This is a genomic window from Pseudomonas sp. FeS53a (genome assembly GCF_000931385.1).
Lineage (GTDB): Bacteria > Pseudomonadota > Gammaproteobacteria > Pseudomonadales > Pseudomonadaceae > Metapseudomonas > Metapseudomonas otitidis.
On record NZ_JYFT01000005.1, the window covers coordinates 66332 to 86034 of the forward strand.

Annotated in this window: 18 protein-coding genes and 1 riboswitch; of the genes, 12 read left to right on the forward strand and 6 right to left on the reverse strand. The window is 68.8% G+C overall.

Annotated elements, in window-relative coordinates; all coding sequences use genetic code 11:
• Positions 1–2139 carry a TonB-dependent receptor gene (locus SZ55_RS01780; protein ID WP_044400344.1) on the reverse strand — a complete coding sequence of 713 codons (2139 nt, stop codon included), beginning with the start codon at positions 2137–2139 and terminating at the stop codon, positions 1–3.
• 108 nt (positions 2140–2247) lie between these two features.
• A riboswitch (cobalamin riboswitch) is annotated at positions 2248–2451 on the reverse strand.
• 118 nt (positions 2452–2569) lie between these two features.
• On the opposite strand from SZ55_RS01780, the gene SZ55_RS01785 reads away from it, so the two are divergent.
• Positions 2570–3199: a class I SAM-dependent methyltransferase gene (locus SZ55_RS01785; RefSeq protein WP_044400347.1), complete on the forward strand. Its 630-nt coding sequence runs from the start codon at positions 2570–2572 to the stop codon at positions 3197–3199.
• A gap of 483 nt (positions 3200–3682) precedes the next feature.
• On the opposite strand, the gene SZ55_RS01790 is transcribed toward SZ55_RS01785, so the two are convergent.
• Positions 3683–4168, reverse strand: coding sequence for a flavin reductase family protein (locus SZ55_RS01790; protein WP_044400350.1), 486 nt, complete (start codon positions 4166–4168; stop codon positions 3683–3685).
• Positions 4169–4488: 320 nt separating this feature from the next.
• Here SZ55_RS01790 and SZ55_RS01795 point away from each other — a divergent pair, with 320 nt between their 5' ends.
• The 9 genes from SZ55_RS01795 to SZ55_RS01835 all read left to right on the forward strand — a co-directional run bounded on the left by SZ55_RS01795 (position 4489) and on the right by SZ55_RS01835 (position 13670).
• Positions 4489–5895, forward strand: coding sequence for a purine-cytosine permease family protein (locus tag SZ55_RS01795; RefSeq protein WP_044400353.1), 1407 nt, complete (start codon positions 4489–4491; stop codon positions 5893–5895).
• 140 nt (positions 5896–6035) lie between these two features.
• A complete protein-coding gene (locus SZ55_RS01800; RefSeq protein WP_044400356.1) occupies positions 6036–6662 on the forward strand; it encodes a LysE family translocator in 627 nt (208 codons plus the stop codon).
• Between the two features lie 57 nt (positions 6663–6719).
• Entirely contained in the window at positions 6720–7526 is an 807-nt protein-coding gene (locus SZ55_RS01805; protein ID WP_044400359.1) for an AraC family transcriptional regulator, read from the forward strand.
• Between the two features lie 108 nt (positions 7527–7634).
• On the forward strand, positions 7635–8444 hold the full coding sequence (locus SZ55_RS01810) for an alpha/beta fold hydrolase (RefSeq protein WP_044400362.1): 810 nt from the start codon (positions 7635–7637) through the stop codon (positions 8442–8444).
• Complete coding sequence (locus tag SZ55_RS01815; RefSeq protein ID WP_044400365.1) at positions 8441–9304, forward strand: alpha/beta fold hydrolase; 864 nt, start codon at positions 8441–8443, stop codon at positions 9302–9304. The genes SZ55_RS01810 and SZ55_RS01815 overlap by 4 nt, the downstream gene beginning before the upstream one ends.
• A 51-nt stretch (positions 9305–9355) precedes the next feature.
• On the forward strand, positions 9356–10018 hold the full coding sequence (locus SZ55_RS01820; RefSeq protein ID WP_044400367.1) for a glutathione S-transferase family protein: 663 nt from the start codon (positions 9356–9358) through the stop codon (positions 10016–10018).
• Positions 10019–10026: 8 nt separating this feature from the next.
• Positions 10027–10833, forward strand: coding sequence for a DUF4892 domain-containing protein (locus SZ55_RS01825; RefSeq protein ID WP_044400369.1), 807 nt, complete (start codon positions 10027–10029; stop codon positions 10831–10833).
• A 73-nt stretch (positions 10834–10906) separates the two neighbouring features.
• Positions 10907–11968, forward strand: coding sequence for an AI-2E family transporter (locus SZ55_RS01830; protein ID WP_044400372.1), 1062 nt, complete (start codon positions 10907–10909; stop codon positions 11966–11968).
• A 148-nt stretch (positions 11969–12116) separates the two neighbouring features.
• The gene (locus tag SZ55_RS01835; protein WP_052807509.1) at positions 12117–13670 is read left to right on the forward strand and encodes a YdgA family protein; all 1554 of its coding nucleotides are present in this window, start codon (positions 12117–12119) and stop codon (positions 13668–13670) included.
• Between the two features lie 60 nt (positions 13671–13730).
• Here the strand turns inward: SZ55_RS01835 and xopAW are convergent, their stop codons facing one another.
• From xopAW to SZ55_RS01850, 3 genes are all read right to left on the reverse strand, one after another.
• The gene (xopAW, locus tag SZ55_RS01840) at positions 13731–14561 is read right to left on the reverse strand and encodes a XopAW family type III secretion system calcium-binding effector (protein ID WP_044400376.1); all 831 of its coding nucleotides are present in this window, start codon (positions 14559–14561) and stop codon (positions 13731–13733) included.
• 114 nt (positions 14562–14675) lie between these two features.
• Positions 14676–15710: an ATP-binding protein gene (locus tag SZ55_RS01845; RefSeq protein ID WP_152644420.1), complete on the reverse strand. Its 1035-nt coding sequence runs from the start codon at positions 15708–15710 to the stop codon at positions 14676–14678.
• The gene (locus tag SZ55_RS01850) at positions 15707–16456 is read right to left on the reverse strand and encodes a response regulator (RefSeq protein WP_044400382.1); all 750 of its coding nucleotides are present in this window, start codon (positions 16454–16456) and stop codon (positions 15707–15709) included. The genes SZ55_RS01845 and SZ55_RS01850 overlap by 4 nt, the downstream gene beginning before the upstream one ends.
• Positions 16457–16743: 287 nt before the next feature.
• Here SZ55_RS01850 and SZ55_RS01855 point away from each other — a divergent pair, with 287 nt between their 5' ends.
• Together SZ55_RS01855 and pyrF are read left to right on the forward strand one after the other, a co-directional pair.
• Complete coding sequence (locus SZ55_RS01855) at positions 16744–17481, forward strand: ZIP family metal transporter (RefSeq protein ID WP_044400385.1); 738 nt, start codon at positions 16744–16746, stop codon at positions 17479–17481.
• Positions 17482–17562: 81 nt separating this feature from the next.
• Positions 17563–18261 carry an orotidine-5'-phosphate decarboxylase gene (pyrF, locus tag SZ55_RS01860; RefSeq protein WP_044400388.1) on the forward strand — a complete coding sequence of 233 codons (699 nt, stop codon included), beginning with the start codon at positions 17563–17565 and terminating at the stop codon, positions 18259–18261.
• Between the two features lie 69 nt (positions 18262–18330).
• Here pyrF and SZ55_RS01865 read toward each other — a convergent pair whose 3' ends face one another.
• Positions 18331–19692 carry a class II 3-deoxy-7-phosphoheptulonate synthase gene (locus SZ55_RS01865; protein WP_044400391.1) on the reverse strand — a complete coding sequence of 454 codons (1362 nt, stop codon included), beginning with the start codon at positions 19690–19692 and terminating at the stop codon, positions 18331–18333.
• Positions 19693–19703 lie beyond the last annotated feature (11 nt).

Sequence of the window (19703 nt, forward strand, 5' to 3'; positions counted from 1 at the left end):
TCAGAAGCTGTAGTCGGCGGTGACGAGGAACGAACGCGGCTGGCCCAGCAGCCACTGCTGGCCGCCGTTCTGCTGGGTGACGGCGTAGCGGCGGTCCAGCAGGTTGTTCAGCTCCAGCCCCAGGCGCGTGTCGGGCAGCACCTGCCAGCCGAGGTTGGCGTCGAGCACGGTGTAGCTGGGCACGTTGACGGTGTTGGCGGCGTCGGTGTAACGGGCGTCGACGTAGCGCGCGCCGAGGCCGGCGTCCAGGTCATGGCCGAGCGCCTTGCTCACCCAGAGGTTGGCGGTGCGCCGTGGCACGTCGGTGGGGCGGTTGCCGGACCGGGAGACGAGCTGGCCGCCGACGGATTCGTTGAAGTCGTCGTATTCGGCGCGCAGCAGCGAGGCGTTGGCCGAGACGTGCCAGCCCTGCTCCAGGGCCAGTTCCAGGGTCGCCTCCAGGCCGTCGGAGGACTGCTGGCCGATCTGCTGGGTGGGGCGGGTCACCGATTCGCGGGAGAGCAGCTTCTTCTTGACGATGTGGTAGGCGGCCAGGGTCCACTCGCCGCGCCCGTCCCAGAACTGCTGCTTGAGGCCGAACTCGGTCTGCTTCGACTCGGTCAGGTCCATCTGCTGCTGGGTGGGGCTGAGGGTGATGAGGTTGCTGACGCCGTCCTCGCTGGTGGAGTACTGGCCGTAGAAGGACAGCTGCGGGGTGGCGGCGAACACCAGGCCGGCGCGCCAGTTGCCGCCCTGGATGCTGCGGTCGCTGCGGCTGTTGGCCCGCAGGTCGGTGCGGTCGATGTGGTTCTGGTCGCGGCGCAGGCCGGTGACCACGGACCAGCGCTCGCTCAGTTGAGTGCGGTTCTCGGCGAACAGGGCGGCGGTGCGGGTTTCGCTGCGCGAGTGCGGGCGGTAGGCCGAGGCGCTCTGGTAGTAGCCGGGGGCCGGGTTCCACGGGTCGACGTAGTCGCCGCCGATGTCGGTGTAGGGCGCGTTGTTCAGCAGGTCGAAGCGGATGCGGTTGAACTCGCCGCCCACCAGGGTGCGGCTGTCGAGGCCGAACAACGAATGGTCGAAGGTGAAGGTCTGGCGGTCGCCGATCTGCTCCTGTTCATGCTTGATGCGAAGCTGCTCGGCACGCTCCAGCTGGCCCCGGCCGGCGTCCCAGGTGTAGGCCTCGGCGTTGCGCCAGTAGCGGCGGCTCTTGATGTGGTAGAGCTGGTTGCTGGCGCTGAAGCCTTCGCTGGGCGTCCAGTCGGTGACGAGCCGGGTCCACTGGTCGTTGTAGTGCAGCTCGGCGTTGTGCAGGTTGTAGTTCTTGTCTTTCAGGCTGTCCCGCAGATGGCCGTCGATCAGCGGGGTGCCGAAATAGTTCATCGGCTGCAGGTCGCCCTGGTCGTGGGCGAGGGTGAAGGCCAGGGCGTCGCTGGCCTGCCAGCGCAGGGCGGCGCTGAGGCCGAGGTTTTTCGAGTCGCCCCGGTCGATCCAGCCGTGGCTGGCCTCGCGGTTGAGGTTGAGGCGGTAGCTGAGGGTGTCGGTGAGCGAGCCGCCGCTGTCCAGGGCCATCTGCTGGCGGTCGTCGGAGCCGTAGCCCAGGCGCAGGCGGTTGCGGATCTCGCCGTCGAAGGGCTTCTTCGGCACCACGTTGATCACCGCGCCCGTGGCGCCTTCGCCGTAGAGCACCGAGGCCGGGCCACGGATCACGTCGATGCGCTCGACCATCCATGGGTCGGTGGGGAAGGTGGTGGTGCCCATGCCGGTGTAGAAGCGCGTGCCGTCGTACAGCTGCATCACCGAGGCGTGGCCGGTGAAGCCCCGGGCCGAGAGGGCGGTGCCGCCGTTGCCGGGAGTGCCGATGTGGGTGATGCCGGGGCTGCGGGTCACGGCGTCCTGCACGGTGGCGTTGTTGCGTGCGCGCACCTCGTCACCGCTGATGGCGCTGGTGCTGGCCGGGGTTTCCAGGGCGGACAGGCCCAGGCGCGAGCCGGCGGGCACGGGCGTGTCGAGGCGGATGGCGATGTCGTCCGCCTGGCCGGTGACGGCGGTGGCCGGTAGCGCCAGGGTGCCGTCTTCGGCGTGCAGGGAGAAGGAAATGGACAGCGCGAGCAGGCCGAAGGCGGCGCTCGCCGGAGCGTTGGAGCTGAAGGTACGGGACATGTCGTTCCTATCACGTCAGGAATGAATGGAGCCCGGAGGGAATGCAAAGGCGCGCGCGGGCGCGTGCACCCGTGCGAGAAACCGGCCCGTGCCCGCCCACCGCGGGTTTGCCTATCGATGCTCCAGGCCGGTCTCCGGGCTTGCGAGGATCACGCCGCATTCGCCTTCCCATGCCGTGGGCACAGTGGCGTATCGAATGCAGCGCTCGCTTACCGTTGCGGGGGCAGCGCCGGACTGGTCCTGATGGACGCACCGGCTTCCCGTTTCACCTCACGCGCGGCGGCGTGAGACACCTGGAACGGCGCGCATCTGACCACTGGCACGGGGTGGCGTCAACCGTTGTCGGGAATCATTCGCCCTGTCGGCCGGTCATGGCCGTTCCCGTCGCAGCCGGTAGAATGCCCGCCGCCGTTCACTGCCCGGAGGCCCCATGAGCCTGGAACCCCACGATCTCGATGCCATCAGCGCCATCACCCTGGATGACTACCAGCGCAATGCCGAGGGCTTCCGCGAGGGCACCCGCGACCACGATGTGAGCCAGAACATCGAGGCGCTGCTGCGCCACCTGGGGCCGGGCGGGCCGTTCGACATCCTCGACTTCGGCTGCGGCCCGGGGCGCGACCTGCAGACCTTCCGCCGCCTCGGCCACCGCCCGGTGGGGCTGGACGGTACGGCGCGCTTCGTCGAGATGGCCCGCACCGATGCCGGTTGCGAGGTGTGGCAGCAGAATTTCCTGGCGCTGGAGCTGCCCGCCGAGCGCTTCGATGGGGTGTTCGCCAATGCCAGCCTGTTCCATGTGCCGCTGCAGGAGTTGCCGCGTGTACTCGGCCAGTTGCACGCCACCCTGCGGCCGGGTGGCGTGTTGTTCAGCTCCAATCCACGGGGGCAGAACGAGGAAGGCTGGAACGGCCAGCGCTACGGCGCCTGGCACGACTACGCGCGCTGGCGTGAGTTGCTGGAGGCGGCCGGCTTTCAGGCGCTGGAGCACTATTACCGGCCGGCGGGGCTGCCCCGCGAGCAGCAGCCCTGGCTGGCGAGTGTGTGGCGGAAGCCGGCCTGAGCAACGGCCATTGCCGGGGGGCTGTCGAGAGATGCCTGGGCAGGGCACCGTCTGAAAAGCTATGCCCAAAAGCGTGTTGCTGATTATCGAGTTCTATTGATGTCACCTGTTTCGCCTTGCCGGGCGAGTTTCTTTTTTCAATCGCCAAAAAAGAAACCAAAAAGGCTCGCCCCTACATCCGGGTCCCGCTGCGCGGGACTTCCCTCGCTCCATCGTTGCTCCAGGGGCCGGCGCGATGGGCCATCCATGGCCTGGCGCGCCTCTCGCGGCATCCATGCCGCTCGCTCCCCTGCACAACGACTGCGCTCGGCCTCCTGAAGGGGCAGATTCCCCGCCTCACCCTCTGAGCCAGGGCCGATTTCGTCGTGCGCTCTAGAGGGAGCGCCAGGTGGTGGCAGGTGCTGGAGCGTGGCAGCGGAAGAGTCGGGCATAGCCGAAAAAAGCCCCCATGGCGGGGGCTGAAGAACGCACGGTAGTCAGGTGTCAGGCCAGGGCGGGGAGGGCACCCATCTTGCCGTGGCAATAGAGCAGGGGGCCGGCCTCTTCCTGGGGCAGGACCAGGTTCTTCACGGCGCCCACCATGATGGCGTGGTCGCCGCCTTCGTACTCCCGCCACAGTTCGCACTCGATGATCGCGCTGGCGCCGGCCAGCAGCGGGTTGCCCCGTTCGCTCAGGGTCCATTCGATGCCTTGCGCCTTGTCCTTGCCTTTGCGGGCGAAGGCATAGGCTTCCTTCTGCTGGGCGTCGGACAGGACGTGGATGGCGAAGCGCTTGTTGCGGATCAGCACCGGGTAGGAGTCGGAGCTGTAGTTGGGGCAGAACAGCACCAGGGCCGGGTCCATGGACAGCGAGCTGAAGGCGCTGGCGGTGAGGCCGACCACCTGTCCGTCGTCATCCAGGGTGGTGATCACGGTGACCCCGGACGGGAAGGAGGCCATGGCTTTCTTGTAGAGGGCGGCATCGATCATCGGTGGAACCTCGGTGGTGTACGGCAGGCTGAATCAATTAGGTCTGATGGTATACCGTAATACGCAATTTGCAAGCGCTTTCATGGGCGCTCCGTCGGCCTTCTACTTTCGTCGGAAAGCCTCAAATACCGGGGCTTTGGTTCTGGCGGCGGGACCTCGGGTTGCGTCAGGATGGCGGATCAGATGCGTCGTGGAAAAGCGGCTCAGGCTTGTCAAAAGTTTGGAATACCATAATATGGTGTTCATCTGAGGGGCGACGCAGAGCGCCTCCGGTTTGGCTTCAAACAACGATAAGAACAGACAAACTCGAGTTCATTTCCATGTCCCAGATGTCCCGGCAAGACCCCCTGATCGAAAACCACACGGTGGACTACGTCCCCCTTGCGGAGCGCCACGGGAAGGCGCGCGATCTGTTCACCCTGTGGTTCAGCACCAACATCGCGCCGTTGCCCATCGTTACCGGCGCCATGGTGGTCCAGGTGTTCCACCTCAACCTGTTCTGGGGGATGCTCGCGGTCGTCCTCGGGCACCTGATCGGTGGCGTGGTGATCGCCCTGGCCTCGGCCCAGGGGCCGCAGCTGGGGATTCCGCAGATGGTGCAGAGCCGCGGCCAGTTCGGACGCTACGGGGCCCTGCTGATCGTGTTCTTCGCCGCGCTGATCTACGTCGGCTTCTTCATTTCCAACATCGTCCTGGCGGGTAAGTCCATCGTCGGTATCGCCCCTTCGGTCCCGGTGCCGGCCAGCATCCTGATCGGTGCGCTGAGCGCCACCGCCATCGGGGTGATCGGCTACCGCTTCATCCACACCCTCAACCGCATCGGTACCTGGGTGATGGGCTCGGCGTTGCTGGCCGGCTTCGCCTACATCTTTGCCCATGACCTGCCGGCGGATTTCTTCACCCGTGGCGGCTTCAACCTCGCTGGGTGGATCGCGACCCTGTCGCTGGGGATCATCTGGCAGATCAGCTTCTCGCCCTACACCTCGGACTATTCCCGCTACCTGCCGGTGGAAGTGGGCATCGCCCGGCCGTTCCTGGCCACCTACCTGGGGGCGACCCTGGGCACCATCCTGTCGTTCGCCTTCGGCCTGGTGGCGGCACTGGCCACCCCGGAGGGTACCGAGGCGATGGCGGCGGTGAAGCAGGCCACCGGCTGGCTGGGGCCGATCCTGATGGTGCTGTTCCTGCTCAACATCATCAGCCACAACGCCCTCAATCTTTATGGCGCGGTGCTGTCCATCGTTACCTCGATCCAGACCTTCGCCGGCCGCTGGACGCCGAGCATCCCGGTGCGCGTGGCGCTGTCGGCGGTGATTCTCGCGGGCTGCTGCGTGGTGGCGCTGGGGGCCTCGGCCGACTTCATCTCGCGGTTCATCGGCCTGGTGCTGGCGCTGCTGCTGGTGCTTGTGCCCTGGGCGTCGATCAACCTGATCGACTTCTACCTGATCAAGCGCGGCCGCTACGACATCGCTTCGATCTTCAGCCCGGACGGCGGCATCTACGGGCGCTTCAACCCGCACGCGATCATTGCCTACTTCATCGGCATCATCGTGCAGCTGCCCTTCGCCAACACGTCGCTCTACGCCGGCCCCTACGCCAACCTGGTGGAGGGCGCCGACCTCTCCTGGCTGGTGGGCCTGGTGGTGACCTGCCCGCTGTACTACTGCCTGGCCACCCGCAGCCGCAGCGCGGCTTCGAACCTGGCCGGCGCCGCGCTGGCCGACTGAGCCCGGCGAACCTCGACACGCCGGTGCCAGGCCCTGCCTGGTGCCGGCGTTGTCGTACCGGGCGGGCCGTTTTGACCGCGTCTCGCCGCCCGGCATAGAGTGGCGAGCCGCCCTCCGACTCCCGCCCAGGCCACGGAACCATGATCGACCTGCCCCTGCTGCTCGCCTTCGTCGCGGCCGCCACCCTGCTGACCCTCACCCCCGGCGTGGACACCGCCATCGTGTTGCGTGCCGCCACTGCCCAGGGCCGGCGCCCGGCGGTGATGGCGTCCCTGGGAATCGGCCTGGGTTGCCTGCTCTGGGGCGCGGCGGTGTCCCTGGGGCTGGGGGCGCTGCTGCAGGCCTCGGAGCTGGCCTACACAGCGGTCAAGCTGGCCGGGGCGGCCTACCTGCTGTGGCTGGGAGCCGGGCTGCTGCTGCGCCCGCGCCAGGCCCTGGACGAGGAGGCGGATGCCGGCTCGGGTGGCCAAGGGGCAGCGTTCTGGCGGGGCTTCCTGACCAACCTGCTCAACCCCAAGGTCGGGGTGTTCTACGTCACCTTCCTGCCGCAGTTCGTGCCGGCGGGCGCCAGCGTGGCGGGCTATTCCTTCTTCCTCGCCGGGCTGCACGTGGTGCTGACGCTGATCTGGTTCGCGGTGCTCATCGCGGCCACGGTGCCGCTGGGGCGTTTCCTGCGCCGAGCGGCGGTGATCCGCGCGCTGGACCGGCTCACCGGGGGCGTGCTGATCGCCTTCGGTGTGCGCCTGGCTGGCTCGTCGGCGCATTGAGCGCGGCTGCAATTTCGTCCAAGCCAGGACAGGGGGCGGCGCGCTAGAGTAGCGCGCATGGAACGCACCAGCCATATCGTCGGCGGCTTGCCCGGCATCCGCCTGATCGACGCCGAATACCACCGCTTCGCCTTCCCCCGGCATTTCCACCTGGAGTACCACGTGGGCCTGCTGCTGGAGGGGCGGCAGCGCTTCGTCTACCAGGGCGAGCGCCAGCTGGCGGGGCAGGGCGATGTGCTGCTGATGGCGCCGGAGCAGATCCACGACGGCGCCAGCCTGGACGCGGAGGGCTACCGCATTCGCGTGCTGGCCTTCGAGCCGCACTGGTTGGAGCAGGCCAGCCGCGCCTTGAGCGACGACCGCCGTGGCACGCCCCGGCTGCTCGGCGCGACCCTGCGCCACCCGGCGTTGCAGGCGCGCCTGCTGGCTGCCCATGACAGCCTGCTCGGGGATTCGCGGCTGGCCCAGGAGCAAGCGCTGTGGCAGGCCATAGCCTGCCTGCTGCAACTGGGCTCGAGCCTGCGCGTGGAGGACCCGGCCGGTGGCTTCGATGGGGCTACCTGGCGGCGCCTGCGGGAGTGGCTGGAGTCCCGGCTGGATGCGCCGCCCTCCCTGGAGGAACTGGCGGCCTTCTGCGGGCTGAGCCCCTGGCAGGTGCTGCGGCGCTTCCAGCGTCATTGCGGATTGCCGCCGCTGCAGTGGCTGACCCAGTTGCGTCTGGCCCGCGCCCTGCCGCTGGTGCTGGCGGGGGAGTCGCTGTCGGACGTGGCGCTGCGCCTGGGCTTCTATGACCAGGCGCATTTCTCCCGCCTGTTCCGCCGCACCTACGGCGCACCGCCGGCCCGCCTGCGCGGGCGTGGCTGAAACCACCTTGCCCCTGGCCATAGCGCCGTCATCACCGTGCGTGAGAGTCATTGCCGGGTGGGGTGGCCTGCCGGAAAATCCCCGGCAGTTCCGCCACGAGCCGCCGCCATGACCCAGACCCTTTTCTTCGCCCATGCCAACGGCTTTCCGTCCGCCACCTACGCCAAGCTGTTCGATGCGCTGGCGCCGGACTACCGCGTGCTGCACCTGGAGCAGCATGGGCACGATCCGCGCTTCCCGGTGAACGACAACTGGGAAAACCTGGTGGACGAACTCATCCACCACCTGGAGGCCCAGGCCGAGCCGGTCTGGGGCGTCGGCCATTCCCTCGGCGGGGTGCTGCACTACCACGCGGCCCTGCGCCGGCCGGAGCTGTACCGCGGGGTGGCGATGCTCGATTCGCCGGTGCTGACCCTGGCCGACAAGATGGTCATCCGCGCCGCCAAGCGCTTCGGCTTCATCGACCGCATCACCCCCGCCGGGCGCACCCTCGGGCGTCGCGAGGAATTCGCCGACCCGGAGGAGGCGCGCCGCTACTTCGCCGGCAAGACGCTGTTCCGCCACTTCGACCCGGACTGCCTGGACGCCTACGTGCGCCACGGCTTCACCGAGACGGCCGGCGGGCTGCGGCTGAAGTTCGACCCGGAGACCGAGATCCGCATCTACCGCAGCGTGCCCCACAGCAGCCCCGGTCGGCCGCAGCAATTGCAGGTGCCGCTGGCCGTGGTGCGCGGGCGCCACAGCCGGGTGGTGATGCCGCACCACGCGCGCCTGGTGCGCCGGGTGCCGAAGGGGGAGTACCTGTCGCTGCCGGGCGGCCACATGTTCCCGCTGGAGCGCCCGCACGACACGGCGACGCTGCTCCGTACCCTGTTCAAGCGCTGGGACGGCCAGGCCGCCCGCCAGGAGTCCGCATGAGCGCGCACGTCAAAGAAATCCGCCTGAGCCTGCCCCACGTCGAACTGGCCGCGCACCTGTTCGGCCCCGAGGATGGCCAGCCGGTGCTGGCCCTGCACGGCTGGCTGGACAACGCCATGACCTATGCGCGCCTGGCACCGAAGCTCAAGGGCCTGCGCATCGTTGCCCTGGACCTGGCCGGGCACGGGCATTCCGGGCATTACTCGGCCGGCTCCAGCTACCAGATGTGGGAGTACGCCGAGGACGTGCTGCATGTGGCGGAGCAACTGGGCTGGGCGCGTTTCTCGCTGATGGGCCATTCCCTCGGGGCCATCGTGTCCATGCTGGTGGCGGCATCGCTGCCGGAGCGGGTGGAGCGCCTGGCGCTGATTGATGGCCTGATCCCCTACACCGGCGAAGCCGATGGCGCGCCGGCCCGCCTGGGCGAGGCGCTGCGGGCACGGCTGGCCCTGCAGGGCAAGCGCAAGCCGGTCTACGCCGACATCGACCGTGCCGTGCAGGCCCGCATGAAGGGCGTGGTGGCGGTGAGCCGCGAGGCTGCCGAGCTGCTGGCCGAACGCGGCCTGATGCCGGTGCCGGGCGGCTACACCTGGCGCACCGACATGCGCCTGACCCTGCCATCGCCCATGCGCCTGACCTTCGCCCATGCCCAGCAGTTCCTCCGTGCCGTGCAGTGCCCCACCTGCCTGGTGCTGGCCGAGGGCGGGCAGATGGCCGCCGAGCCGCGCATCGCGCAGTTGCTGCAAGGGCTACCCTTCGAGGTGCACCATCGGCCGGGCGGCCATCACCTGCACCTCAACGACGAGACCGGTGCCCAGGCCGTAGCAGACTGTTTCAATCCCTTCTTCGCCGCGCCTTGACTTGAATGGGGCAAGCGGGAAGGCTGGGCCCCATTTTCAAGGAGAGACCGGATGATCGACCTCTATACCGCTGCCACCCCCAACGGCCACAAGGTCTCCATCGCCCTGGAGGAACTGGGGCTGCCGTACCGGGTGACGGCACTGTCCTTCGAGCGCAAGGAGCAGAAGGCGCCGGACTTCCTGGCGATCAACCCCAATGGCCGCATCCCGGCCATCGTCGACCGCGACAACGGTGACTTCCCGGTCTTCGAGTCCGGCGCCATCCTCGTCTACCTGGCGGAGAAGACCGGCCAGCTGATGCCCGCCGATCCCAAGGGCCGTTCCCTGGTGATGCAGTGGCTGATGTTCCAGATGGGCGGCGTCGGCCCCATGCAGGGGCAGGCCAACGCCTTCTTCCGCTACTTCCCCGAAGTCATCCAGCCGGCCATCGACCGCTACCAGCACGAGACCCGCCGCCTCTACGAGGTGCTCGACTCGCGCCTGGCGCTGGTGGAGTACCTGGCCGGCGACTACAGCATCGCCGACATCGCCACCTTTCCCTGGGTGCGCCTGCACGACTGGGCCGGCGTGTCGGTGGAGGGGCTCGCGCACCTGCAGCGCTGGCTGGCCGCCATCGAGTCGCGCCCGGCGGTGCAGCGCGGTCTGGCGGTGCCGCCGCGCCAGGCCTCGGCTGAAAACGTGGTGAAATCCGCCCAGTCGATGCTGATGCGCTGAGGTCGCCCATGCGTTTTCTTCCCTTGTGCCTGGGCCTGGCCCTGGCGGCCCCGCTGCAGGCCGCCGACCTGCCCGAGAGCCATGACCTCACGGCGCTGCCGCGCTTCCCCCATGCCGAGATCGTCGACTTCAAGGAAGCGCCCGATCAGGAGCGCTTCTACCCCCAGGGGCCGATCCGCCGCATCAGCAACCAGCTGCGCATGGAACAGCGGGTGGATGCCCAGGGCCGGCAGACCTCGGTGACCTATCAGCTGCCCAGCGGGCACAGCTCGGCCGAGGCCTTCGACCGCGCCCGCGTCGACCTGATGGAGAAAGGCGCCATCCCGCTCTACTGGTGCCAGGGCCGCGACTGCGGCTCCAGCAGCCTGTGGGCCAACACCGTGTTCGGCAACGCCCGGCTCTACGGGCCGGACGACCAGCAGGCCTACCTGCTGGTGCGCCTTGTCGAGCCCAGCCAGGACAGCCTGCTGGCGGTGTACGCCATCACCCGTGGCAACCGCCGCGCCTACCTGCATGCCGAGCAACTGGATGCCGCCGCCCCCCTGGGCGAGCTGCTACCCACGCCGGCGACCCTGCTGCGCGAGCTGAAGAGCAGCGGCGAGCTGCACCTGCCGACGCTGCCGGCCGTGCCCAGCGAGGCCTGGGCCACGTTGCTGGCCCGCGGATTGAACCTGGACAGCACCCTGCGGGTCAGTCTCGGCGGGGCCGGTGCGGAAGCCTGGCGCGAGGCGCTGGTGGGGCAGGGCGTGCGTGCGGCTCGCCTGGAGCTGGGCACGTCCCGCGAGGCCGGCCTGCACCTGGAGTGGCTGCGCTGAGCTTCACCGTCCATGCTTTTCTTCGTTCGTGGCGCCGGCTCGGCGCCACGCGCGCGTCAATCGGAGTGACTTCATGCTGAACAACGACCGCCTGCTGGTGCAGATCCTCCTGCTCACCTTGCTGGCTGCGTGCATCTGGGTGCTGGCGCCGTTCTGGTCGGCGCTGTTCTGGGCCGCCGTGCTGGCCTTCGCCAGCTGGCCGCTGATGCGCCTGCTGACCCGCCTGCTGAACGGCCGCACCGCCACGGCCGCCGCCATCCTCAGTGCCGGCTGGATGGTGCTGGTGGCGGTGCCGCTGGTGTGGCTGGGCTTCAACCTCGCGGACCACGTGCGCGACGCCACCGAGTTCGTCAAGAACGTGCAGGTCGAGGGCCTGCCCCGGCCGCCAGAGTGGCTGGGCGAGCTGCCCATGGTGGGCGATCGCCTGGTGGCCCTGTGGGCGCGGGTGGACGAGCAGGGCGCGGCCTTTTTCAGCAGCCTCAAGCCCTACATGGGGCAGGCCGGCAACTGGCTGCTGGCACGCAGCGCGCAGATCGGCGGCGGCATGCTGGAACTGGCCCTGAGCCTGGTGCTGGTGTTCTTCTTCTACCGCGACGGCCCGCGCATGGCGCTGTTCGCCGAGCAGGCCCTGGAGCGCTTGATCGGTGACCGTGCGCCGCACTACCTGGAGCTGGTGGCGGGCACGGTACAGCGTGTGGTCAATGGCGTGATCGGCACCGCCGCTGCCCAGGGCCTGCTGGCGCTGATCGGCTTCTGGATCGCCGGCGTGCCGGGGGCCATCGTGCTGGGCCTGGTGACCTTCGCCCTCAGCCTCATTCCCATGGGACCGCCGCTGGTCTGGGTGCCGGCCGCCGCTTGGCTGTTCTGGCACGGCGAGTACGGTTATGGCGTGTTCCTGGCGATCTGGGGCTTCTTCGTCATCAGCGGCGTGGACAACGTGCTCAAGCCCTACCTGATCAGCCGGGGCGGCAATCTGCCGCTGGTGGTGGTGCTGCTGGGGGTGTTCGGCGGCATCCTGGCCTTCGGCTTCATGGGCCTTTTCCTCGGGCCGACCCTGCTGGCCGTGGCCTACAGCCTCATCTCCGACTGGATCGGCGCGCCTCAGACCCACACGGAGCGAGACCCCGAGAGCTGAGCACCACCTCACATAATCACGGGGGAACTGCCAGGAAAGCGGCGCGAGGTGATAGCCTTGTGCCGCTTTTTTCCGCCCCGCCGGTCCATGGCACCGCTTGCGGATGCAGGGAAGCAGCCCCACTACAAGGATCATCCGCGAGTCGACCATGAAGAAATCCGCAGGAATCGTAATTGGCGCGGCCGTTGCCGTTGCCGTCGTCAGCACCGCCGGCGCCTGGTACACCGGCAAGCAACTGCCCAGCGTGCTGGACACCTCCATCAAGGAAGCCAACGAGCAGCTGCAGCAGGCCGCACCGTCCCTGGGCGTCAGCGCCCGTGCCGAGCTGGTCTCCCTGGAGCAGGGCCTGTTCAGCAGCACCGCCCATTACCGCCTGGTCATCGGCGAGTCCGAGCTGCTGTTCGTCGACCACATCGACCACGGCCCCTTCCCGCTGAACCGCCTCAAGCGCTTCGAGCTGGCCCCGGTGATGGCCGCCAGCACCTATGAGCTGGCCCCGAGCCCGCTGGTGCAGGGCTGGTTCGATGCCGCCAAGGGCGCCTCGCCGCTGGTGGGTAGCGCCGCCATCGGCTACGACCGTGCCGTTTCCGGCAGCCTCGAACTCAAGCCGCTGGATACCCAGCTCGATGAGAAGACCCACCTGGCCTTCTCCGGCCTTCGCCTGGACCTGCGCAGCAGCGCCGGTGGCGAGCGTGTGGCCGCCGTGGGCAGCATGGACAGCCTGCGCTTCGACTCCACCTCCGAAACCGGCCAGCCGGTGCAGGTGGAAATGAAGGGCCTGAGCCTGGACAGCGACCAGTCCCGCACCGAGTCCGGCCTGTACGTCGGCAAGGGCGACCTGCTGCTGAAGACCACCCGCATCCTCATCGACGGCGAGCCGACGGTGACCCTGGATGACCTGTCCCAGCGCCAGGACACCCGCGCCAACGGCAGCAACATCGAAGGCAGCCTGACCTTCGCCGCCGGCGTTCGCTACAAGGACAAGCCGGTGGGCAACACCGAGATGGTGTGGAGCGTGAAGAACATCGACGCCGCCGCGCTCAAGTCCCTGTCCGAGCTGTACGCCAGCGTGGTGGAAAAGGCCGGCGCCGGCGCCGAGCCCAACCTGGATGCCCTCGACGAAGCCCAGCAGAAGCAGGCCCAGGCCGACCTGGTGCGCATGCTCGACGCCAAGCCGGCCATCGCCCTGGACAAGTTCAGCTTCAAGACCGCCAACGGCGAAAGCCGCCTGAGCCTGGGCGTGCAACTGGCCAAGCCCAGCTCCTTCGAGCAGGCGCCTGACCAGGTGGCCCGCGAGATCGTCACGGGCCTGGACATGGAGCTGAGCCTGTCCAAGCCGATGATCAGCGACATCGTCAGCCTGAAAGCCGCCCTGGACGGCGAGGAAGACCAGGAGCTGATCGCCCAGCAGGCCTCCATGACCACCGAGATGGCCAGCGGCATGCTGCTGTCCACCAACCTGGTGGCGCTGGAAGGCGAGACCATCCGCTCCCGCCTGCACTACGCCGACGGCCAGGTGGACTTCAATGGCAAGAAGATGACCGTGGAAGAGTTCGCCGGCATGGCCATGGCCATGGCTGGCGGCCTGGGCGGTGCCCTGGGTGCCCAGCCCGAGATGGGCGGCATGGAAGGTATGGAGGGTATGGAGGGTATGGAAGGCATGGGTGAAGGCGAGGCCGAAGAGGCCGCTCCGCAGGAGTAACCCGCGCTGCAGTGCCAGAAGGCCGGCTCCCGAAAGGGGCCGGCCTTTTTTGTCGCCGGCTCAGGCCGCCGTGGACAGCTGGCTGCCCACGCGGGTGGTGTAGGCGGTGGTGCTGCTCTCGTACTGCTTGAGCAGGGAGGCCACCAGCTTGGCGTAGACATCCTGGTCGCTGCTGCTGGTGGCGCTGCTGTCGCTGGGACGGCTGCCGGACTGGCCGAACAGCGCGTTGAGCTCATCCTGGCTGACGCTGCCATTGCCGTCGGCATCCAGTTGGCCGAACAGTTCCTCGCTGTCGCCGCCCGCGCCGCGCGGGCCACCCATGCCGCCTGGCGGGGGCGGCGGTGGGGGCGCCAGGGCGGCGCTTTCCTCGACGCTCAGGCTGCCGTCGTCGTCGCTGTCCAGGGCGGCGAACAGGTCGCTGCTGTCCACATCGCTGTTCTCGCCCAGGGCGCTGGTCAGCTCGTCCTGGCTGATGCTGCCGTTGCCGTCGGTATCCAGCTCGCCGAACAGGTCTTCCGGCTTGCCGCCACCGGCGCCCATCGGGCCTCCACCACCGCCCGGCGGGGGAGGTGGCGGGGCGAGGGCGGCGGTCTCGTCCTGGCTGATGGAGCCGTCGCCGTTGGCATCCAGCTGGCTGAACAGGTCATCGATGTCGATGGTGAGGCTGCTGTCGCTTTCCTTGGCGCTGTCCAGCGCCGTGCTCAGCTCGTCCTTGGCGACGCTGCCGTCGCCGTTGCTGTCCAGCAGGCTGAAGAGCTTTTCCTGCACCTTGTTGCCCTGGCTCGGGGCGCAACTGCCGGCGTTGCCGCTGGCGGTGCTCCGCGCGCTGAGCGTCGAGCCATAGCTGCCGTAGCTGCTGTAGCCCGAGTAACCACTGACGCCACTGATCATGGGATCACTCCTGTGAGAGGGATGGCACGACCGGAAGAGGGTCCTCCGGTTCTCCCAGGCTCAGGGGCGGGCGTGTCGGCGGTGTGTGCGCTTTGTATCGGCGTTGCGACAGCGTCAGTGACGGGGGATGCGCAGGGTGGCCAGCAGACCGCCGCCGGGGTTTTCCCCCAGGGTCAGCTCGCCGCCCTGGCGACGCGCGGCTTCGCGGGCGATGGTCAGCCCCAGGCCGACGCCCCCGGAGCTGCGGTTGCGCGAGCCTTCCAGGCGGAAGAAGGGTTCGAACACCGCCTCGCGCTGCTCGGGGGCGATGCCGGGGCCGTGGTCGCTGACCTTTACACGGACTTCAGTCGGGCTGTCCTCCAGGCGGATGACCGCGTGGCCGGCGTAGCGCAGGGCGTTCTCCACCAGGTTGCTGAGGCACGAGCGCAGGGCCATGGGCTGGGCGCGCAGGGGCGAGCAGCGGCCTTCGACGCGCACGTCAGCGCCCCGGTCCTGGGCATCCTCGGCCATGGATTCCACCAGGGCCTGGAGGTCGAACATCTGCAGCGATTCGTCGGCGCGTTGCTGGTGCAGGTAGCTGAGGGTGGCGTCGAGCATGGCGATCATCTCGCCCAGGTCCTGTTCGATGCGTCCGCGCAGGTTAGCGTCCTCCACCTGTTCGACCCGCAACTTGACCCGTGCAATGGGCGTGCGCAGGTCGTGGGACACCGCCGCGAGCATGCGGCTGCGTTGGGCCACCTGTTCGCGGATGCGCGCCTGCATGCGGTTGAAGGCGTGGGCGGCCTGGCGGGTTTCCCAGGGGCCGCTTTCGGAGAGCGCGGGGCTTTCCAGGTCTTCGCTGAGGCGGTCGGCGGCGTTGGCCAGGCGGCGAATGGGGCGTGACAGCAGGCGTGCGCCGTACCAGGCGGCGCCGATCAGGCAGACGAACTGGAAGGTCAGCGGCACCCAGGGGCCGCCGAACATCGGTGGGCGTGGCGGCGGGCCCTGGGTGTGGGTGGCGCCGGGCGGCGGCGGAGGAGGCGGGCCATCGCGGCCGGGGGGCTTGCCGTACTGGCTGAACCAGAGGAAGGCCAGCAGGTGGGCGAGCACGATGGCCGCGAGGAACAGGCCGAACAGCCGGGCGAACAGCGTGTCGGCCTTGCGCATCAGCCGATCTCCCGGGCGTCGAACAGGTAGCCTTCGCCGCGCACGGTCTTGATCAGGCGCGGGGACTTGGGGTCATCCCCGAGCTTCTGCCGCAGGCGCGAGACCAGCAGGTCGATGCTGCGGTCGAAGGCCTCGATGGAACGACCCCGGGCGGCATCCAGCAGCTGTTCGCGGCTGAGCACCCGGCGCGGACGTTCGAGGAACACCCAGAGCAGGCGGAATTCGGCGTTGGACAGTGGCACCACCAGCCCCTCGGGGGAATGCAGCTGGCGCAGCACGCCGTTGAGGCGCCAGGCGTCGAAGCGGATGCTGGCGCGCTGGTCGGCGCGCAGGCCTTCGCGGTCGTCGCGCACGCGGCGCAGGACGGTCTGGATACGCGCCACCAGTTCGCGGGGCTCGAACGGCTTGGCCATGTAGTCATCGGCGCCCAGTTCCAGGCCGATGATGCGGTCGGTGGGTTCGCAGCGGGCGGTGAGCATGAGGATCGGGATGTCCGACTCGCTGCGCAGCCAGCGGCACAGGGAGAGGCCGTCTTCACCGGGCAGCATCAGGTCCAGCACCACCACGTCGAACGGTTCGGCGGCCAGCGTCTCGCGCATGGCCTGGCCGTCGGCCACGCCCACCGCTTCGATGTTGAAGCGGGCCAGGTAGTCGCAGAGCAGGTCGCGGATCGGCACGTCGTCGTCCACCAGCAGGGCGCGGGTGCTCCAGCGGCGGGTCTCGGCAGGGGTGTTGGGCGGGTTGTGCATGGAAGGGCTGCCATCTGGCGGGGCGCCGGGCCCCGGTTGCTACGGGAGGGGCGTCGGCTCGGGGCTGGGTCGGCTGGCGCTCATGCTACTCCGCCGGGCGTGGGCCGGCCAACGCGGCGTGAGGCTCGCGCAGTGGCGTGTCCTGGGCGTGTCGGCTTTGTATCGGGCTTGATACGAAAGGCGCCGCTCGCGAGGTCGAATCATTCCGCCGTGGGCTGCTTTCCTGCGGCGGATGGGGTAGTTATGGGCGCCTCGCGCGTTACCGCACTCCGATAGAAGGATGATCCATGGAGCTTTCAACCACCCTGCTCGCCGGCTTCTGGGGCTGGCTCGCCGCCAGCAGCCTGTTGCTGGGCGCCGCCATCGGCTACTGGGTGACCCTGCCGCCGAAGGTGACGGCATCGATCATGGCCTATGGCAGCGGGGTGCTCATCGCCGCCCTGTGCTTCGGGCAGATTCCCGAGGCCGAGCGCCTGGGCGGGCTGGGTGCGACCCTGGGCGGCATGGTGGCGGGGGGCGTGCTGTTCGTCCTGGCCAGCCAGTGGCTGGACCGCTGGGAGGCGCATCATCGCGCCCGCAACGGCGGCGCCAGTTCCATGGCGGCGCTGTTGATCGCGGTGGGCGCCTTCCTCGACGGCATTCCCGAATCCCTCGGTCTCGGGCTTGGCCTGCTGGATGGCGGGCAGGTCAGCCTGCTGATGCTGGTGGCGATCTTCCTCTCCAACCTGCCGGAGGGCCTGGCCAGTGCCGCCGGCCTGCGCGAGGAGCAGCGCGGCGCGGGGTTCGTGTTCGGCCTGTGGGGCAGCATCGTGCTGCTGTCGGGCCTGGCGGCCATGGCTGGGCCAGGGCTGATGAGTGACCTGCCGCCGGTCTGGCTCGGCTTCGCCCTGGTGTTCTCCGCTGGTGCGGTGCTCTGCATGCTGGTGGACACGCTGATTCCCGAAGCCTTCGAGAGCACCCACGCCTGGACCGGGCTGATTACCCTGGCCGGTTTCATGACTGCCTTTGCCCTCGACCACCTCTAGCGGGCTGCGATCACCGGGGCAGCGGCGCGCGTGGGCTTCCGCTACAATGCGCGCCGTTTTGACTTGCCAGAGAGCCCGCCCATGTCCGCCTGCCAGACGCCCATCATCGTCGCCCTCGATTTCCCCACCCGCGAAGCCGCGTTGAAGCTGGCCGACCAGCTCGACCCGACGCTGTGCCGGGTGAAGGTGGGCAAGGAGCTGTTCACCAGCTGCGCTTCGGACATCGTCGCCACCCTGCGCGAGCGCGGCTTCGAGGTGTTCCTCGACCTCAAGTTCCACGACATCCCCAACACCACCGCCATGGCCGTCAAGGCCGCTGCCGAGATGGGCGTGTGGATGGTCAACGTGCACTGCTCCGGCGGCCTGCGCATGATGGCGGCCTGCCGCGAGACCCTGGACAAGTTCAATGGCCCGACCCCGCTGCTGATCGGCGTCACCGTGCTGACCAGCATGGAGCGCGAGGACCTGGCCGGCATCGGCCTGGACATCGAGCCCCAGGAGCAGGTGCTGCGCCTGGCGGCCCTGGCGCAGAAGGCCGGCATGGACGGCCTGGTCTGCTCGGCCCAGGAGGCACCGGCCCTCAAGGCGGCGCACCCGTCGCTGCAACTGGTCACCCCCGGCATCCGCCCGGCGGGCAGTGCCCAGGACGACCAGCGTCGCATCCTCACGCCGCGCCAGGCGCTGGACGCCGGCTCCGACTACCTGGTGATCGGCCGCCCCATCAGCCAGGCCGCCGACCCGGCCCAGGCCCTGGCCGCCGTGGTGGCCGAGCTGGCCTGAGCCGGCGCGAGGCGCTGATGTGAAAAAGCCCGGCTCAGGCCGGGCTTTTTCATGGGCGACTGCCAGCCGTTACCGCCTGATCTGCTTCAGCGTCTCGGCGATGAGGAAGGCCAGTTCCAGGGACTGGTCGGCGTTCAGGCGCGGGTCGCAGTGGGTGTGGTAGCGGTCGGAGAGGCCGTCTTCGGTGATGGGGCGGGCGCCGCCGATGCACTCGGTGACGTTCTGCCCGGTCATCTCGATGTGGATGCCGCCGGCATGGCTGCCTTCGGCCTGGTGCACCTGGAAGAACTGCTTGACCTCGGAAAGGATGATGGCGAAGTCGCGGGTCTTGTAGCCGCTGGAGGCCTTGATGGTGTTGCCGTGCATCGGATCCGAGCTCCACAGCACCTTGCGGCCTTCGGCCTGCACGGTGCGGATCAGCCGCGGCAGGTGCTCGCCGACCTTCTCGGCGCCCATGCGCACGATGAGGTTGAGGCGGCCCGGGTCGTTGTCCGGGTTGAGGATGTCGATCAGGCGGATCAGGTCTTCGCTCGGCATGCTCGGGCCGACCTTGACGCCGATGGGGTTGCCGACGCCGCGCAGGAACTCGACGTGGGCACCGTCCAGCTGACGGGTGCGGTCGCCGATCCAGAGCATGTGGGCGGAGCAGTCGTACCAGCCGCCGGTGAGGCTGTCGCGGCGCACGAAGGCCTGTTCGTAGTTCAGCAGCAGTGCTTCGTGGGCGGTGAAGAAGCTCGCTTCGCGCAGTTGCGGGGCGCTGTCCAGGCCGCAGGCGCGCATGAAGGCGAGAGTCTCGTCGATGCGGTCGGCGAGCTGGCTGTACTTCTCCGTCAGCGCCGAGTTGGCGATGAAGTCGAGGTTCCACTGGTGCACCTGGTGCACATCGGCGAAGCCGCCCTGGGCGAAGGCGCGCAGCAGGTTCAGGCTGGCGGTGGACTGGTGGTAGGCCTGCAGCAGGCGTTCCGGGTCGGGGATGCGGCTGGCTTCGTCGAAGCCGATGCCGTTGACGATGTCGCCCCGGTAGGCGGGCAGGGTGACGCCACCGATGGTCTCGTCATTGGCCGAGCGCGGCTTGGCGAACTGGCCGGCCATGCGCCCCACCTTCACCACCGGGCAGCCGGCGGCGAAGGTCATGACGATGGCCATCTGCAGCAGCACCTTGAAGGTGTCGCGGATCTTCGCGGCGGAGAACTCGGCGAAGCTCTCGGCGCAGTCGCCACCCTGCAGCAGGAAGGCGCGCCCTTCGGTGACCTCGGCGAACTGCCGGCGCAGTTCGCGGGCCTCGCCGGCGAACACCAGCGGCGGGTAGCTGGCCAGGGTCTGCTCGACCTGGGCCAGGCGGGCGGCATCGGGGTAGACGGGTTGTTGCAGGATGGGCCGGGTTCTCCAGCTGTCCGGGCTCCAGGGGGCGTGGCGCGAGGTGTCGTTCATCGAGGGCTCGA

Bases quoted from the DNA above. Each gene is read 5' to 3' on its own strand.
- xopAW (WP_044400376.1), bottom strand. From the start codon at position 14,561: ATGATCAGTGGCGTCAGTGGTTACTCGGGCTACAGCAGCTACGGCAGC.
- SZ55_RS01785 (WP_044400347.1), top strand. From the start codon at position 2,570: ATGAGCCTGGAACCCCACGATCTCGATGCCATCAGCGCCATCACCCTG.
- SZ55_RS01855 (WP_044400385.1), top strand. From the start codon at position 16,744: ATGGAGCTTTCAACCACCCTGCTCGCCGGCTTCTGGGGCTGGCTCGCC.
- SZ55_RS01810 (WP_044400362.1), top strand. From the start codon at position 7,635: ATGACCCAGACCCTTTTCTTCGCCCATGCCAACGGCTTTCCGTCCGCC.
- SZ55_RS01830 (WP_044400372.1), top strand. From the start codon at position 10,907: ATGCTGAACAACGACCGCCTGCTGGTGCAGATCCTCCTGCTCACCTTG.
- SZ55_RS01865 (WP_044400391.1), bottom strand. From the start codon at position 19,692: ATGAACGACACCTCGCGCCACGCCCCCTGGAGCCCGGACAGCTGGAGA.
- SZ55_RS01825 (WP_044400369.1), top strand. From the start codon at position 10,027: ATGCGTTTTCTTCCCTTGTGCCTGGGCCTGGCCCTGGCGGCCCCGCTG.
- SZ55_RS01835 (WP_052807509.1), top strand. From the start codon at position 12,117: ATGAAGAAATCCGCAGGAATCGTAATTGGCGCGGCCGTTGCCGTTGCC.
- SZ55_RS01815 (WP_044400365.1), top strand. From the start codon at position 8,441: ATGAGCGCGCACGTCAAAGAAATCCGCCTGAGCCTGCCCCACGTCGAA.
- SZ55_RS01790 (WP_044400350.1), bottom strand. From the start codon at position 4,168: ATGATCGATGCCGCCCTCTACAAGAAAGCCATGGCCTCCTTCCCGTCC.
- SZ55_RS01820 (WP_044400367.1), top strand. From the start codon at position 9,356: ATGATCGACCTCTATACCGCTGCCACCCCCAACGGCCACAAGGTCTCC.
- SZ55_RS01805 (WP_044400359.1), top strand. From the start codon at position 6,720: ATGGAACGCACCAGCCATATCGTCGGCGGCTTGCCCGGCATCCGCCTG.
- SZ55_RS01850 (WP_044400382.1), bottom strand. From the start codon at position 16,456: ATGCACAACCCGCCCAACACCCCTGCCGAGACCCGCCGCTGGAGCACC.
- pyrF (WP_044400388.1), top strand. From the start codon at position 17,563: ATGTCCGCCTGCCAGACGCCCATCATCGTCGCCCTCGATTTCCCCACC.
- SZ55_RS01795 (WP_044400353.1), top strand. From the start codon at position 4,489: ATGTCCCAGATGTCCCGGCAAGACCCCCTGATCGAAAACCACACGGTG.
- SZ55_RS01800 (WP_044400356.1), top strand. From the start codon at position 6,036: ATGATCGACCTGCCCCTGCTGCTCGCCTTCGTCGCGGCCGCCACCCTG.
- SZ55_RS01780 (WP_044400344.1), bottom strand. From the start codon at position 2,139: ATGTCCCGTACCTTCAGCTCCAACGCTCCGGCGAGCGCCGCCTTCGGC.